Annotated in this window: 14 protein-coding genes and 1 pseudogene; 13 read left to right on the top strand and 2 right to left on the bottom strand. The window is 50.1% G+C overall.

Annotated features, from left to right (window positions below; all coding sequences use genetic code 11):
• From BLW59_RS13065 to BLW59_RS13055, 3 genes are all read left to right on the top strand, one after another.
• A partial coding sequence (locus BLW59_RS13065; RefSeq protein ID WP_139283679.1) for a transposase occupies window positions 1–343 on the top strand: 343 nt, incomplete at its 5' end.
• Window positions 344–441: 98 nt separating this feature from the next.
• A complete protein-coding gene (locus tag BLW59_RS13060; protein ID WP_074698119.1) occupies window positions 442–1,347 on the top strand; it encodes an IS3 family transposase in 906 nt (301 codons plus the stop codon).
• A 99-nt stretch (window positions 1,348–1,446) separates the two neighbouring features.
• Entirely contained in the window at window positions 1,447–2,439 is a 993-nt protein-coding gene (locus BLW59_RS13055) for a hypothetical protein (protein WP_074698118.1), read from the top strand.
• Between the two features lie 186 nt (window positions 2,440–2,625).
• Here BLW59_RS13055 and BLW59_RS13050 read toward each other — a convergent pair whose 3' ends face one another.
• Window positions 2,626–3,795, bottom strand: coding sequence for a DUF262 domain-containing protein (locus tag BLW59_RS13050; protein WP_081348531.1), 1,170 nt, complete (start codon window positions 3,793–3,795; stop codon window positions 2,626–2,628).
• 738 nt (window positions 3,796–4,533) lie between these two features.
• On the opposite strand from BLW59_RS13050, the gene BLW59_RS17460 reads away from it, so the two are divergent.
• The 5 genes from BLW59_RS17460 (at window position 4,534) to BLW59_RS18155 (ending at window position 9,869) form a co-directional block, all read left to right on the top strand.
• Window positions 4,534–5,058 (top strand): hypothetical protein, encoded by a 525-nt coding sequence (locus BLW59_RS17460; RefSeq protein ID WP_139283677.1) that lies wholly within the window; start codon window positions 4,534–4,536, stop codon window positions 5,056–5,058.
• A gap of 653 nt (window positions 5,059–5,711) precedes the next feature.
• On the top strand, window positions 5,712–7,340 hold the full coding sequence (locus BLW59_RS13040; protein WP_074698116.1) for a tetratricopeptide repeat protein: 1,629 nt from the start codon (window positions 5,712–5,714) through the stop codon (window positions 7,338–7,340).
• A gap of 23 nt (window positions 7,341–7,363) precedes the next feature.
• Window positions 7,364–7,984, top strand: a complete 621-nt coding sequence (locus tag BLW59_RS13035) for a hypothetical protein (RefSeq protein ID WP_074698115.1) — start codon at window positions 7,364–7,366, stop codon at window positions 7,982–7,984.
• Window positions 7,985–8,014: 30 nt separating this feature from the next.
• A complete protein-coding gene (locus BLW59_RS13030) occupies window positions 8,015–8,461 on the top strand; it encodes a hypothetical protein (RefSeq protein ID WP_139283676.1) in 447 nt (148 codons plus the stop codon).
• Between the two features lie 61 nt (window positions 8,462–8,522).
• Window positions 8,523–9,869, top strand: coding sequence for a flavodoxin domain-containing protein (locus tag BLW59_RS18155; RefSeq protein ID WP_318258573.1), 1,347 nt, complete (start codon window positions 8,523–8,525; stop codon window positions 9,867–9,869).
• Window positions 9,870–9,964: 95 nt separating this feature from the next.
• Here the strand turns inward: BLW59_RS18155 and BLW59_RS13015 are convergent, their stop codons facing one another.
• Window positions 9,965–10,873 carry a LysR family transcriptional regulator gene (locus BLW59_RS13015; RefSeq protein WP_074698113.1) on the bottom strand — a complete coding sequence of 303 codons (909 nt, stop codon included), beginning with the start codon at window positions 10,871–10,873 and terminating at the stop codon, window positions 9,965–9,967.
• A gap of 154 nt (window positions 10,874–11,027) precedes the next feature.
• Between BLW59_RS13015 and BLW59_RS13010 the strand changes: the two genes are divergently transcribed.
• The 5 genes and pseudogenes from BLW59_RS13010 (at window position 11,028) to BLW59_RS12985 (ending at window position 15,900) form a co-directional block, all read left to right on the top strand.
• On the top strand, window positions 11,028–11,819 hold the full coding sequence (locus BLW59_RS13010; RefSeq protein ID WP_029544731.1) for an MBL fold metallo-hydrolase: 792 nt from the start codon (window positions 11,028–11,030) through the stop codon (window positions 11,817–11,819).
• Between the two features lie 134 nt (window positions 11,820–11,953).
• Complete coding sequence (locus BLW59_RS13005) at window positions 11,954–12,934, top strand: ROK family protein (protein ID WP_074698112.1); 981 nt, start codon at window positions 11,954–11,956, stop codon at window positions 12,932–12,934.
• A 92-nt stretch (window positions 12,935–13,026) separates the two neighbouring features.
• Window positions 13,027–14,196 (top strand): annotated as a pseudogene (locus BLW59_RS13000) (MFS transporter).
• Between the two features lie 296 nt (window positions 14,197–14,492).
• Window positions 14,493–14,996: an acyl-CoA thioesterase gene (locus BLW59_RS12990; protein ID WP_074698110.1), complete on the top strand. Its 504-nt coding sequence runs from the start codon at window positions 14,493–14,495 to the stop codon at window positions 14,994–14,996.
• 151 nt (window positions 14,997–15,147) lie between these two features.
• On the top strand, window positions 15,148–15,900 hold the full coding sequence (locus BLW59_RS12985) for a C39 family peptidase (RefSeq protein WP_074698109.1): 753 nt from the start codon (window positions 15,148–15,150) through the stop codon (window positions 15,898–15,900).
• Window positions 15,901–16,048: the final 148 nt, after the last annotated feature.

Here is a 16,048-nt window from a genome sequence, read left to right as displayed (position 1 = left end):
TGACGTGGAGATTGTGTGGGATATGCTGGATGATGCCTACATACAACGGGATGAAAACGCCATGAGGGAGGTGGTGGAACGAATGAGCAATTACTGCAAGCACACCAGGAACAGCCATTTTCTATGGTTTGCTAAACTGCTTGACAGCCACATCGAGGGAATTATCTCACATGCCAGCATTCCCATAGCCTCTGGCAAGATGGAGGGCATAAACAACAAGATTAAGACCCTGCGTCGTATGTGCTACGGGCTTCCAGATGATGAATATTTCTTCCTCAAGCTGCTGGACATGAGCCGCAATGGGCAGAGGAATATCCTAAGGGCAAGCTCTGTGAGGTATTAAATCCCACAAGAAAATTTACTGAGCCAAAAAAATGAATTTCTTGAAGAAGCTTCCGCTTTTTTTGCCGCCAGCCGTCAGAAGTACGCAAAAAAGAAAGGATGAACTTCCTGGCTCAAAAGCTATCTGACGGCACGAGCAAACATAAGGTAGCCCGTTATTGTCGGTGGCTAGGCGTTAGCCGGCAGGGCTTCTATAAATTTATGGCCCCAGCAAAAAAGCCGTGGAAACACGCTGCGATAGCCCAGGAAATACGGGAGATTATAGCTGAGGATGACTGGAATGACAGCTATGGTAAAAAGCGTATATGGGAAGCACTCCTGCTGAAGCATCCGAACGATGACCTCCCCAGCATGACCACAATATACCGCATAATGACCAAGATGGGGCTTACCCACAAAACAAGACGAAAACCTAACGGCATTACTAAAGCTGATAAAAATGCAAGGAAATCTGACGACTTGTTGAAACGGGATTTTCTGGCAGATACGCCTTATACAAAGTGCATCACAGATATGACAGAAATTCCCGTCAAAGGAGGCAAACTGTACGTCTCAGCAATTTTTGACTGCTACCATTTAGAAGTTTTGGGGTTAGCCATGGATACAAATATGCGTGCCGAGCTATGCATAAAGACTTTAAGCGATGCTCATAACAAGCATCCTGAGTTATCTGGGGCTATAATCCACTCTGACCGAGGGAGCCAATATACCAGCAATGATTACCGTGCTGCCATGAAGAGGCACGGCTTTATCCAAAGCATGAACAGTGATGGTGGCCGGTGCCATGATAATGCCCGTTGTGAAAGCATGTGGGGCAGGATGAAGGAAGAGCTTCTCTATGGTCGGTACGATACCACCAGAATGACGGTAGCAGAGGTAAAAAGCCTTATCTGGCGGTATTATGAATCCTACTGGAATAACCGCCGTATCTGCTCTGCCATAGGTGGAATGCCCCCAAGGATTAAGCTTGAGAGGTACTACGATTCTCTTAAGGCAGTGGCATAGAGTTAATTTCTTGTAAAAAAAGTGTCAACTATTATTGACAACTTCAGTTTCAATAAATTTCTTAAATGGGTTCAAGAGGCGACTGAACAGTTACAAAGCGTGCTAGCCTTCAAGAACCACCTGCATGGCCGTAATCCTTCAAAAAATTATCTGGCCATGGACAATTTGGATTTCCTGCTGCAGATAGGTGCTTATCAGATTGACCGGCGTGACCAGCGCAAGCCGAAAATGACTGTGGCCTGTCTGCTGTTCTTTGGCAAATATCAGGCTATCAGGCAGAAATTCCCACACTTCCATCTGGAATATCTGAACCACAGGTACGCTGAGGGAAAAATACGCTGGAGTGACAGGATCTGCACTGGAGATTTGGCCTATCCTGAGCTGAATGTATTTGAGTTCTTCCAGCTGGTGCGGGAAAAGCTGAGGGCTACCATTCAGGATTCCTTTGAGCTTGACCAGAACAGCGAGAGAAAATCTCCTGCAGAGCTTCGGGAGGCTTTGCGCGAGGCCCTGGCCAATATGCTGATACACGCTGATTATTTTGATTGGGAAACGGACGTGAAGGTTACTGTTGAAGACCTTTATTACACCTTCGCCAACCCCGGCAAAATGCTGGTGCCGGAAAGCCAGTTTTTCATAGGCGGTATCACCAGGCCACGCAACACCACCCTCATAGGTTTCTTCCGCAACATGGGTATTTTAGACCGGGCAGGCACTGGAGGCGCCACTCTGCTAAATTTTGCCGTGGCCAACAGATTCCGCGCCCCGGAAATCAAGACTAACCTCTCCAGCACCACCCTGAAGCTCTGGATTGCTGCCCCGCTGGAATCTCACCCGGAATTTGATGAGAAAGAAAAGATGATTTATGAATTCATCTTCAAAAGCAAGGGCGGGGTCAGCGTACCCGAACTGGAAGCAGCTACCGGGCTTACCATGTATCAGGTAAGAAAGGTTTTGGCAAGCCTCACAGAAAGCGGCCTCCTAACAAAAATGGGCAGAGCCAGGGCCACAAGATACGTCTGCACCCCCAGCATTGTGGAGAGGAAGGATATCGCAGACAGGCTGCGGAGGAGTTTGCTGGAGATAGAGTAGGAAAAGGCATGAGACCCCGAGGAATCGGGGTTTTTCTTGTACGGGGTGTTAATATATATAAGACAGCGGCAAATTATAGGGACGGGCAGCCCCTCCCCCTCTTGTTATGCTCATGCAGATTTAGAAATAAAAAATGCGGACAACTAACATCGATTTGCTAGTTGTCCGCATTTTTAAATGATTGTTTTAATCTTCTTTTATTAGAAGTTTACGATAAATTTCACGCCGCTCGCTATTGCTGGTGTTAGTGAAATCTGTCTCACTAAACCAGCGACATAATTTGGCTTCGTCTTCCACAGATGGATTTTTACCATTGTAAACAAAATAACCTACAAGGTAATTGATGTGATCCATTCGATTTGGCTGTTCAAGCCTATGATTAGTGATGAAATCAAGTGTATAGTTCAAGGAATCAAGAGTCATGGTGCAACATTCCTTCAGTTTATCTGCACCCAGCCTACAGAGCTGATTTTCCTTTGTATCGCTAGGCATTGGGGTATAATGCCTCTCATGAACACGCCCGGTGATTTTTTCAAATGCAGCATTGAGCGCAGAAACAGGATAGGAAACACTGGTCTTCTGGGGTTTGAAGAATGCTGCGTAGTCTGGGTTAGCACTTATGATTGCATTTTTGTAAGAGCTAGTGTAATCATAAATATCAAACCCTTGTGCCTTGAGTCTAGAGAAACGCATTTGAACAACGCTGACCTTGCTTCCGGCATTATTAAGAACCTCAAACCAACGAATTTGTTCTTCTTCATTCAAGTCGGTTGCAAGATTGATTGTGAAGTTATACTGCTGATATTTATTACGAACACTTTGAAGAACCTGGAACGCGGGCCTGTCATAGTCTTCTGTAGCTGCATAGAACACATCATCAGATTTGTTAAAAAGTTTCCCTACAGGAATTTGTCCTTCTTTGAATGTGGTGTTTGTCTCAATGAATTTTCCGCGAGTAATGTCTAATACTACATTACGAAAATCAGGGTGGTCGATGTATGCTTTGTAATTTGTTGTAATACGCTGCTGGCCATCAACGACAGACCATGAGACATTATTATATTCGTCGATTTCAAGCATAGTGCGATCGATAAATGTAACAAGTGTAGTTTGCTGTTCGTTTTTCTCAATCTTATTGAATGAAAGTGGCGCTACGGGGGCTTTTCCTAAGATTTCATAATTCAAAAGCTCCACCGATTGTTTGACAGTCCAACTCACATCGCGCTGATATAACGGGAGTACAATTTGCTTATGGTCGATCATTGTATTGATAGTTTGTACAGGGAGTAATTGCGATTGTTTGGTTGGGTTGACACTGGCCATATCCTTCAAATGTTTACTGACTCTAATGTTCATGGCATATCTTCCTTTCGTTCGCTCATGTACTTATATCGTAAGCTTAGTATAAACGCAGCTAAAGAAAATGTCAAGTAAAAAAACAAAAGAAAAATGCTAGCTGCATAGGCAAAATTATCATTTTGTATAAAAATATGATTGCTGCACACTTTTGAAGCTCGAATAAACTCATAGAATAAATATTCTCGTAACTAATGCTCGTAAAAATTGCAGCTATTATGTCATAGGAATCATTCTACCAGGTTTCAACACCGAGACCTTAGCGGGGCGGTCAATGACACTTTGCGCCGCCTCTGGCAGTGGCCTTTAGGCCATCATTGACGGCACCGCCCTCCCCAGTAGTGACGAACCCAAAAGCTATTTTGAACCCGGCGGACACCTCCGCCGGGCTTATCAGTTCATTGGCGACCTTATGAGTCATGCTTACGAATGGGTGTGGTTGTTTTCTTTAGTTTCGCTTGCCCCGTGCTCACGGATTAGCATGAGTACTCTCTCCTCCCAACCCCCGATGGTGCGTAATGGCACGGGTGAAGGGCGGGCTGAATGGCGTAGCGAAGCGGAGACAGAACCCCGCCCTGAACCTGTGCCCGGCAACCTGTGAGTGCAGCTGAGTGAGACTCTCCTGCAGTGGGAGGAGGTCTACCTGGCTGGAAAAAGGGCGACAAAGGAGCCCCCAGCCAGGCAGGCCACCGAGCACGGAAGGAGTGCGAACGGAGCAAATACGGCAGCACTCCAGCCATGGCGGGGCGTAGTTGGCAGCTCTGGCTGCCGCCGAAGAACCGTCATGGCTGTGGTGCTGTCCGGCAAGAACCCTCTGAGGGAAGCCAGCAGGGAGAAACTGCAACGAGCACGGCAGAGGCCCGCCACGGACGGCGGGCCGTACAGCTTCGCGGGGCAAGCATAAGCGTGAAGCGCCAGCCGTCTGACGATAATGCTGCCTATCGGGGGCGAAGCCAAAGCGAAGGGCAGGAAAACAACCGCCCTCCGCCGCTGATAGGCGTAAAGGCATTATCGGCGGACGAACCGAAACGCCGTGGCGCGGTGGAAACTGCTATAGCAATCCGCAGCCCCGTACCCCGGAGGCGAACTCCCGCCTTCCGAAGCGTAGCTATCGGCAGGGCTGTGACGGAGCGACGTGGGCGACGTGCCCACCAAAGCTCCGTGACAGCCCTGCCGAGTGCCAGCTGCGGGCCGTGCCCCCAGGGACGGGGGCACCAAAAGTCGTCAAGGATGACCGTGCCCACGGATGGGCACTATTCATAATCGCCCCTCAAGGACGAGGGCAACCATCGAACCCCCATAGCGGGCTGACGTTCCGTGTAAAGGACGCACTACATGAGAGCATTTGCAGCTTTCCCAGGTGGTGGGCCGTAACTGTTTATAGCATGGACTGTAACGAGCCATGGCGGCAGCCTTTTCACAAAAAGAAAATCTGTACCAAAAATTTGATACAGGCGCATATATCCCTTTTAGTACGTCACGAATGCCTTTCCATATTGAAAAATTCTTGAAATGTACCGCTTTCAGAGTATGTCAGCAGTAAGTCACAAGTAAGTCAGAGTATGAAAATTGAGGAGGAAATATAAAGAAGTATGAAGGGGATAGCAGGAGAAAACGGCTAAAAACAAGAAGTTTGCCCATGCTAGAAAGTTTTGTAGAGAGTGATGTTAGTGTTAATAATTAACATCCTGGATGGCAAATAGGGGGGCTGCCCGAAGCAGTCCCCCTATTATTTATGTATCAGCAAATTGGCTTGGGAAAAGTTCCTGTGGCAGCTGTTGAAGGAAATAATGCCGTATATGGAAATTGTCATAAATCTAAGGGAAATTTAATAAATTCATCGTACAATGTGGACGAACGTATTTTAATCTCAGCAACAAATCTGGTTTAGATGCAGAAGAGGAGCGTGCAAGAGAATGGATAAAAGTTTTCCTGCCCATGCGGATAGTGAAGCGCAGTCTTTATATTTGAAAGGGGAAAAGCACTATGACAAGGAAGAATATGAGAAAGCTCTCATCTATTACGAAAAAGCTGCAGCGTTAGGATCTGAGATGGCTAGCTACAGCCTGGGCTTTATGAAGCGTTGGGGAGAGGGCTGTGGTGCAGCTCCAGATGAGGCTTTCGAGGAGTATTTCCTTCCCTTGGCAGAGGAAGGGCACCTTCTCTCCCTGTGGCAGGCGGCAGACTGCTGTTTCTGGGGAATTGGCACTGAGCAGGATTTTGCACGGGCGTATAATTTCGGAAAAAGAGTCCTGCATGAGATTGCTGCTGGCGAGGGGAATCTTTCCCCGGAGGTGATTATCCCACAGATGTGCTACTGCAAGCTCTATGGCAGAGGCACAGATAAGGATGTGGCCTTTGCGGCCCGTAGCATTCGGGAGGAAATGGTTGCGGAGGAAGAGGAGGCTTTTCTGCCTACTTATATCCGTGGACTTTTGGAATGGCTGATGACAGAGGTGTGCTTCGAGGGCTATGCTGGTTTTCCTGTGGACAATGAACTGGGTGAGAAATATCAGACTGAGTCTATCATGCATGCTGGCAAGTGGCTGATGAAACTCGAATGGAAGGAAGGACGCAAGGCCAACAAGCCATCTTTCTTCCAACGTCTTCTCGGCAAGGTGGAGAAGGCCACGGAGGGAGATACTTTCCGAAGCTTGCTTAATAAGGAAATTGCTGCCCAGTGTTATGAAGGAATGACTTCGATAGAAAGACGAGAGGCAGAGGAAATCGACCAAAAGGAAATATGGCTGAAGGACTTGCAGCGTGCAAGGGACTGCGAGGAGGCCGGTGATGTAGAGGGCATGCTTGCCATTTGGAAACACATGGCCGCAGAGAAATGTGGCATGGCTATGATTAAACTGGGGATTTTCTACCGTGATAATGGGGATATCAAGGCGGCCAAGGAGTGGTTTCTCAATGCCACATTGGCGAATTTTGCCGATGACAGGAGCATGGGCTGGTACTTCCTGGGACTTCTCTACGCTAATGGCCCGGAGACAGACGGTGAAATGGCGTTACGTTATTTTGAAAAAGCTGCAGCTCAAGGTGCAGCCGAGGCATGGGCTGAATTGGGGCACTGCTATATGAATGGCATTGGTAGTGAGAAGGATTTGGACAAGGCTGCAGAGTGCTTTGAAAGAGGTGCCGATGCAGGAGATATTGAGTGCCTGTTCGTGCGCGGCATCCGTTGCTTCGAGGATGATCAAGTGGGATGGCGTGATGTGAAGACCGCCATCGAGAGCTTTGAGAAGGTTGTGGCTGAGGAAAATCCCTGGCAGAATGATGCCAGGGTTTACCTGGCGGGGGCTTATGTGGATGCTGACCCAAAACGTTATCATGAAAAAGCCCATGCCCTTTTAGTGGAGGCAGAAAAAGAAGGCAGCCTGCTGGAAGACCGCCTGTTCTTTATGGCCATGACTTATCATGAGCTGGGAGACATAGAGGGCTGTAAAAGGAACCTCCTGGCTGCTGCAGAGATGGGCTATGCCGCTGCGGAGAAGGCTCTGGCACAGTTTGACGAACAAGGACTTTGTGAAGGCATATGATTCATGGAAGAAAAGGGGTTGCTATGAAAATATGGATGGCTTTTCTGCTGGCAGGTATGCTGGCTTTTGGAATGACGGGCTGCAAGTCAGAGGCGGGCATGGCAAATGATGTGGAGGGGAAAGAGGTAGCGGGGCTGCCGGGTGGCAGTTGGCGTACGGTTATGTTGCCTGTGGACGAGGGAAGGAAGGTCTTTATGGAGCTTCCTTTTGACATGGGAGAACCATATGAATTAGAACCGTGGCCGGGACAATGGCTGAGAAAACTGGAAAATTACTTGAATGATGATGACGAACTTCTGGGCATAGAGTTTTTCCACGGCAGTGGAATTGATCCGCAGAAAAAGATAAAATTTGATTTGCAGACCATAATGGTTTTGGGAGAAATGGAAGAAGGCAGGAATTTCAATCTCAAAGTGGTGCCAAAGAAAATTGAAACAAGGAAGGTAGATGGTGTGGAAGTTACCTATGCTGACTTGCGTTTGGCAGATGCTGAATCTGACGTAAGCAATGAAGTTCGGGTGGAGTGTCTGGCTTTCTGCCCCAATGAGGATGAATATTGGCTGATGAAGTTTTCCTACGAAGCGTGGAATACGCACATCCATGAGGTTGTAGAGAGAGCTATAAATTCGCTTTCGTTCAAGTAAATCAGAATGTTTCAGGAAGGAAACGAAAAAATGAGAACAAATGTTAGCAGGATGGGGGAAGAGGTCGAGCAGGAGGACAGTGGGAAGGGAGTGCGGCTGTTTTTTCTGGCACTGACTTTCTTTGCCCTGAGCGGCTTGGGGCCGGTGCTGATACATCATGATGTATATGATGCCCGCAAGGCACAGGAGCGGGCAGCTTTTGAGGAATTTGCCATTCCGCCTAGAGCTGAGGAAATTAGGGATGACAGCTTCGAGAAATTCAAGCAGGTAGTGCTGATAAAGACATACAAGGTGAATATACCTCAGGATGAGTTGGAAAAATACTATCGAGAGAAGCTGGAAGCAGCTGGCTGGAAGCGGGGGGAGGTTAAGGAAGGAATTCAGTATACCCGCAATAATCTGTGGCTTCATATCATCTTTGAGAGTACAGAGGTGAGGACTTGGCTTTCGTATAGGGGACCGGACAATGATTGCTGATTCCTTCTGTGCTTCATGATATACTGTGGATAGATTTCAAGAGGAAATAGGAGGCATCATCATGGCATGTGAATCTGCATATACATTAAGGGTTCTGATGAATGACTGGGTGATGGATGGCCCTTGGGAACTGGAGGCAGAACATGGGCTTTCATTTTATGTGGAGACACCGCAGAGCAAGTTCATCTTTGACTGCGGCCACACGGGAGCTGCCTGGCGCAATGCTGAAAAGATGGGCGTGGACTTGTCTGCCGTGGAGTTTGTAGCTTTAAGCCATTCCCACTATGACCATGCGGGAGGCTTCCCTTCGCTGCTGGAATATGTGAAGCCGAAAGTTCTTTATACCGGCAAGAATTTCTGGCAGGAGAAGTTTTCCTACAACAAGGATAAAGGTGAGTATGCCTACAAAGGCTGTGGCTTCACCAAAGAGGATTTGGCGGGCTGGGGCATTGAGCAGTTTGAATGCGATAGTACGGTAACGGTGCGGCTGGATAACTATGCCATGTTGTTGACGGGCTTTTCCCGCCGCTATGATTTTGAGACCATCCCGGAAAAATTCGTGCGGGGTGAGGATAAGGAACCTGACACCTTCGATGATGAAATCTGCTTGCTGCTGAAAGAGGGCACAGGCTGGGCTATGGTGGTGGGCTGTGCCCATCGTGGTATCCTGAACATGGTGGCTGAGGTCAAAGAGCGTACGGGGAAGGACGTAGTGCGCGTGGTGGGCGGCATCCATCTGGTGGGAGCCGGAGACGAGCGCAGCAGAAGGACGTTCAAGGAACTGAAAGCCATGGGAGTACAGTGCTTCAACCTCTGCCACTGCTCTGCCGACAAGTGCCATCAGTCTGGGGCCTGGCCCGTTAATCTTGAGTCATTTGCCGGTGGCTCAACCATTCAGGTGGAAACTGGGGGATACATGAAGGCAGCCATTATCTACGACTCCCGCACCCATACCACGGAAAAGGCCGCTTCCTTCATTGCAGAAGGCATAAAAAATGCGGGCATGCAGCCCGCCTGCTTCCACATTGATGAAATTGATGAGACAGATTTTGAGTATATCGCCCACTCTTACCTTGTCATCTTTGGTTCTCCCACCTATATGGCTTCTGTCACTGCCAAGATGAAGACTTGGCTGGAAGCGAACTGGCGGAAGCTGAAACTGGATTACAAGCTGGGAGGTGCTTTTGCCACGGAGCAGTATATCCACGGAGGTGGGGAAAATGCCATCAAGGAACTCCTGACCTTCATGATGGTGCAGGGGATGATGGTCTACTCCGGGGGCAATAATTACGGCAAGCCTATCATTCACTTAGGCCCTGTGGGCATGAGCCAGGACATAGAGAGCTTCCGGGAACTATTCGTGACCTACGGTGAGCGTATGGGAAATACAGCAGTTTCTGTAGTTTGATGTTTATTTATATGTGAAATACAAAAGACATTGAGAGCCTAAGTATGGCTTTCAATGTCTTTTGGTTTGGAATGGGATGGAAGACCTTCCTTATGTTAGACTATTCTATCTTTACCATTTTCAGGAAGCCATCTAAGCAGGAAATCGCGGAAATTATGGCTGGCGTTAGTGAGTACAGTGGTCTTATCCCAGGCCAGGTATATGGTCTGACCTTGGTCATCTTCTGTGCCCAGTGGTTTCACAACAATATCTGGATGTGGATTCAGCATAGCGGCGTAGTCATAACCTATGTTTACAACCTGTTGCTGTAGGATCAGGTCGGCAATAAGCTGCTCATCGGCTGTTTCGGCTACAAGGTCTATTTTCAGCCCGGGAAGCAGGATGTATTTGTCCATATTGTGACGGAAGCAATGATAAGCGCGCCCTTTACTGACAACTCTTGTGCCATCAAGGTCCTTATACGTGATTCTATCCTTCTTGGCCAGGGGATGGTCACAATGAAGACGGACGCAGTAATGGGAGAAGAACAGCGGTTCGCCGTAAAAGCGGGTTTGGTCAAGGTCTCCCGTTACAATGGCAAAGTTGCAATGCTTTTCCAGGACTCCTTTTAAGGCTGTGTCATCTGTGGTGTCAACTGTGCTGAGAATTATATCCGGAAAGGTACGATGAAAATCCCAAAGGAATTTGGCTCCTAAAAAGGCAAAGACATGGTCGAGAGCATAGACCGTAACCACACTTTTGGATTGCGAGGCTAGCGTACGCATGCTTTCAATGCTGCGGTATTCTTCTAACAAGCGCTGGACATGGGGAAGAAGTGCAGTGGCATAGTCTGTGGGGACAAGGCCGTGAGGATTGCGGATAAAAAGCAGTTGCCCCAGCTCGTCTTCAAGTGTCTTTATTATCTTGCTGACTCCCTGTCGTGATACATAAAGTTGGTTGGCGGCATTTTGGATATTGCCCTGTCGGTATACTTCCAAGAAATATTCCATTTGTTTTTGATTCATAATAGGCACTCCTTTCGTTTGTTTTTATTTTACAGCAACATTTTAGTTGCTACAATAGAGAACTTATTTGCTTGTCGCGGTGTAATAAGGGAATTATACTAGACCTATAACAACACGAACGCAATTTATTAGTGACGCAAAGGAGAGTATGACCATGAAGATGACACAAATCCGTAATGCTACCAATCGCCTCGAATACGCAGGCAAGGTTTTTCTTATAGATCCATGGTTGATGCCGAAACATCAGTTTTCTTTTATTGATGTGCCTGGCAGGCCTTATCATGTGCCGGATGAGATGAAGGAGCATCTTCTCATGCCCTTTTATGACTTACCTATGTCGATGGAAGAGATCCTGACAGGGGTGGATTACTATCTGGTAACACATTTGCATCCTGACCATATCGATATGGGCATGGACGGTACCGTTGGTGCGCCGCTGGACAAGAATGTTCCGGTCATTTGCCAAAATCAACAAGACGCGGAAGCTTTTCAGAAGTCAGGCTTCTGTGAGGTGATGGTGTTATCTGAAGATGGCATGATGTGCGGGCAGGCAAAGCTGACAAAACTTCCAGCACGCCATGGAACCGTGGTTCCTTGTGGCGATGCGATGGGGGTAATGTTTGCCGCTGAAGGAGAAAAGACATTCTATCTGGCGGGCGATACGGTTTGGTATCCAGTAGTGGCTGATGTGTTAAAGCGTTACCAGCCGGAGGTGGTGGCGCTCAACTGCTGTGCTGCCGAGACCGTGGAAAATGGCAGGCTTATCATGGATGCTGAAGATGTCCATTGCGTAGCCAAAACTGCCCCGGAGGCCAGACTTTATCTGACTCACTTGGACAATGTGGCCCATGCTGCTCTTACACGCCATACGCTAAAAGGAAGTTTGGCAGAGCGCGGTGTGACCAATTATGATATGCCGCGAGATGGACAGGTAATAACTTATTGAGTTGTTATGAAAGTGAATACAGAAAGCACTAAGAGGCCGGGATTCCCCCGGTCTTTTTTTAATTGACAAAGCAGGAACCACATGATAAAGTATGTTTATAAAGTTACTTTATAAACATACTTTCGAGGTGTGAGATGGACAAAAGGGATATGCGCAGGGCCAATCTGGATATGCTCCGCAGGGTGCTGATGGATCTGGGGCAGGCTACCAAGCCGCAGCTGGCGGAGGCTTCCGGCTTCAGCGTGGTGACGGTGAATGCCCTGCTGAAGACTTTGGTGGAAGCGGGGGAGGCGGAAGCGGTGGAGGCTGCGGCCTTGCCTGGCGAGGCAGGCGGGCGGCCTGCACGGCAGTTTGCCTTCTGCCGCAACAGGAAGCTGGCGCTGCTGCTCTATATGCTTGAGGAACAGGGCCGGGACAAGCTGGTGCTGGCGGTAGAAAATCTCCTGGGAGAAATCATCTGGCAGCAGGAAGTCTTCCCCCCTGAGATAACGGCAGAGGTGCTGCTGGCGCACTTGCAGCAGGCAAGAGAGCAGTTCCCCGGAATCAGCCGGGTGCTGCTGGGGGTGCCGGGGGTGGATGTGGCCGGCAGGATGATGATCATAGATTATCCCCGGCTTCAGGGCATTGCCTTGCGGGAAAGGCTGTCAGAGGCCCTTGCCCTGCCGGTGCACATCTGCAACGACATCAATGCAGCGGTGACGGGATACGGCCAGCAATGGCAGCAGGCGGAGCAGGAAACTGTTATCGGCATCTACTGGCCCCACGGCTATCCGCCCGGGGCAGGCATCTTGCTGAAGGGGCGCCTCTATGAGGGAAAAGACGGCATTGCCGGTGAGATAGGCTTTCGCTACGCTAACCCTGCCCCTTACAGGGAAGGGGATTTCAAGGAATCGGCAGCAGCGGAGATCCTGCGGCTGGTGCGCTACTGGAATCCCCATCAGGTGGTATTCTACCGGGAGGGCCTGACAGAAGCGGCCTTAGCTGAGATCATGGCTGCATGCCGTGAGGAACTGCCGGCCGTCTTGCTGCCTGAAGTCAGGCTGGGGGCTTCCTTCCAGCAGGACTATGCGGCAGGGCTGCGGCAGATAGGCAGGAATTTGCTTTTGAAAGAATGACAGGAGGTTTCAGTCATGCTGGCAGATTATCATGCCAGCATGGACAGCCCATTGCCCATGACTTTTGATTATTTTATTGAACGAGGATTTTTATGGAAATGACACAGACAATTAGGGAAGAATTCAACGCGGCAGATATCTGGACCCAGCACGCCACCAGAGCCGTGTTCTTTATCGGCGGCTTTGGGGCAGCCTCCTGGGCGCCCCTGGTGCCGCTTTTGCGTGAGAGGCTGGCCATTGGGGAGGATATTCTGGGACTTTTATTGCTGTGCATCGGCATCGGCTCCCTCCTCACCATGCCCCTGTCCGGGGCGGCAGCGGTGCGGCTGGGCTGCCGGAAGGTGCTGACTTTTGCCAGCCTGGCCTTTGCTGTCCTGCTGTTTCTCCTGAGCTAGGTAAGCGAAATCCTGGCAGCAGTGCCGGTGCTGCTGCTCTTTGGGGCCGTCATGGGCTGCATTGATGTGGTGGTGAATATCCAGGCGGTGATAGTGGAAAAAGCCTCCGGCAGGCGGCTCATGTCCGGCATGCACGGCCTCTGGAGCGTGGGCGGCTTTGCCGGGGCAGGGCTGTTCGGTGTATGGGTGGGAGGCCTGGGGCTTTCCCCTACCGCCTCCACCCTGATAGCGGCGGGAATCATGACAGGGGCTATCCTCTTTTTTGCCTGCTTCCTGCTGCCATACGGCGGCGAGGCCGGGGGCAGGATGCTGGCAATGCCCAGGGGCATTGTCACCTTCGTGGGCATCATCGCCTGCATTGCCTTTCTGGTGGAAGGGGCCATTATGGACTGGAGCGGCGTGTTCCTGACTGCAGTGCGGGGCTTTGATATGTCACTGGCGGGCACAGGCTTCACGGTCTTTTCCGCCGCCATGCTGACCATGCGGCTCATTGGGGACAGGCTGGTGCAGGAAATGGGCCAGAAAAGGGTCATCCTGGGAGGAAGCCTCCTGGCCCTGGCAGGCTTCCTGGCAGTGATCTTTGCGCCTGAGGCCTGGCTCCTTTATGCCGGCTTCTTCGCCATCGGCGTGGGCAGCGCCAATATCGTGCCCGTGTTCTTTTCCCTGCTGGGCAGGCAGAAGGATATGCCCATAGGCCTGGCCGTGCCCGCCGTGAGCACCCTGGGCTATCTGGGCATACTCATGGGCCCCGCCGCCATCGGGGCCCTGGCCCATGCTGCCAGCCTGTACGCCGCCTTTGGGCTGCTGGCAGGGCTGGTGGCTGTGCAGTTTGTCATTGCGTGGTATGTGTACAGAAAGGTGCTTTGAAGGGAGGATTTTGCCCCGGCTGGGGCGAAGTAGGCAGACAGGCTATAACGAGTACAAGATGTCCCCAAATTCTATAAGTGGGGGCGGTAACTTACTAACAGGCGGCGAGTTAATATTTCCCGCCTCGTTGAAAGGCCAAGAGGAAGTTTTGCCTTCGGCAAAACTGGAACAATGGCCTTATAATGCATGCAGAAGCGAGGGTGCCGGCAAAGAGAATCTCATCTTGCACATGGACTGGTGACTGCTGCAGGTATCGGCTGAAGGTTGGAGCTTGAATGAATGGAGAGTGAAGCTGTATGTCAGAGAAAATCTATTTGAGCGAAGTGATGATGCCGAACCAGACAAATCCCAATGGCAATGTCCATGGCGGAGAGCTGATGAAGATGATGGATTCCACGGCTTACGCTGCTGCCCGCAAATACTGCCGCTCAAATGTGGTGACTGCCAGGGTGGATGAGCTGGAATTCCATACCCCTATCCTGATAGGAGATCTTGTTACCTGCACTGCCGAAGTCATTTACGTTGGTCATACTTCCATGGAAGTGGCTGTGAATGTAGAGGTGGAGGTTTTGGAAGCAGAGCAGGGCCCCCAGCACGCCCTGTCGGCATATTTCACCATGGTGGCCCTGGACCGCAACGGACGGCCCATGACCGTGCCGCCCCTTAAATTGGTTACAGAGGAAGCCAAAGCTGCCTTCGAAGCGGGAAGGCAGCGCCACGAGCTTTATCATGAACGCAAGAAGCAGCGTGCTGAAGCGGCAAAGAAGGCAGGCGCTGTGCAGCAGGAAATCCACGGATGACGAAGCATGTCCGGAAAAGAACTGAAGCACGCCCTGCCCGGAGTGCAGTGCCTGGCCCTGGTGCCGGAGCATATCACAGGGAAACGTGTCAATGAATCGTGAAAATTGAGCATGAGTTTGTTTAGCACGCATAGCAGTGGAGGGTGAGATGATGAAGAAGAAACTAGCAGCGGCTTTGCTGGCCTCTATGATGTGCATGGGCACGGTGCTTGCCGTGCCTGTGGCAAGGGAAGGTGTGATACCCTATCCGGCGGGACAAGCGCCGAATCAGGAGGGAGCCTGGTCTGCTCCCGCAGAAATCAATCATGATGATTCTCCATATTTTACGAAGCTGGATGTTTATCAGCTGGAAAGCATCAACGGCCGCCGGGTGGTTATGCCTCATTATCCCAGCTACCAGCAGACCACGGAGTATACCTGTGGCCCGGCAGCAGCCCTGACCCTGCTTTACTGGCACGGCAACAAGGACTACGATGAACTGAGCCTTGCCAGGGAAATGAAGACCCGGCCTTATCCCTACGGCACCAATGTCAAGGATATGGTCAGTTTCTTTGGAAAAATTGGCTGGACGGTGGAGAGCAGCCTGAAGGCGGACAAGTTCAGCCGTTACGATGATTTCAAGGATTTTGTCTGGTACCATCTGGAAAAGGGCAGGCCCATTCTGGTAGAGAATGTGGAGTGGGGAGGCCATTGGCGGGTCATCATCGGCTATGACAGCCTGGGAACCGAATCTCCTTTGGATGATATGCTGATCCTGGCTGACCCCTACGATACCTGCGACCATAACCAGGACGGCTATACCACCATGAATGCCACGAAGTTCTTCTCTATGTGGTTCGACCATTCCATCCTCCCGAAAAAAGATCGGTATCAGCCCTGGATTGTGGCCTATCCGAAAGATTGAAATAAGGGGAAACAAGAAATCCTTGACGTGCAGATTTTTTTCCGGAAGCCTGTATCCAAAATACGCTTGAGGCGTGTCAAAAGATACAGTATGCATGAAATTCGTAACAGCCAAAGAATATTTTTGCGTGAGGTCAAGGGGCTTATCG

This window comes from Selenomonas sp. KH1T6, assembly GCF_900108415.1.
Lineage (GTDB): Bacteria > Bacillota > Negativicutes > Selenomonadales > Selenomonadaceae > Selenomonas_B > Selenomonas_B ruminantium_A.
Note: the sequence above shows the minus strand (reverse complement) of the source record. Positions and strands in the feature narration are given on the sequence as shown.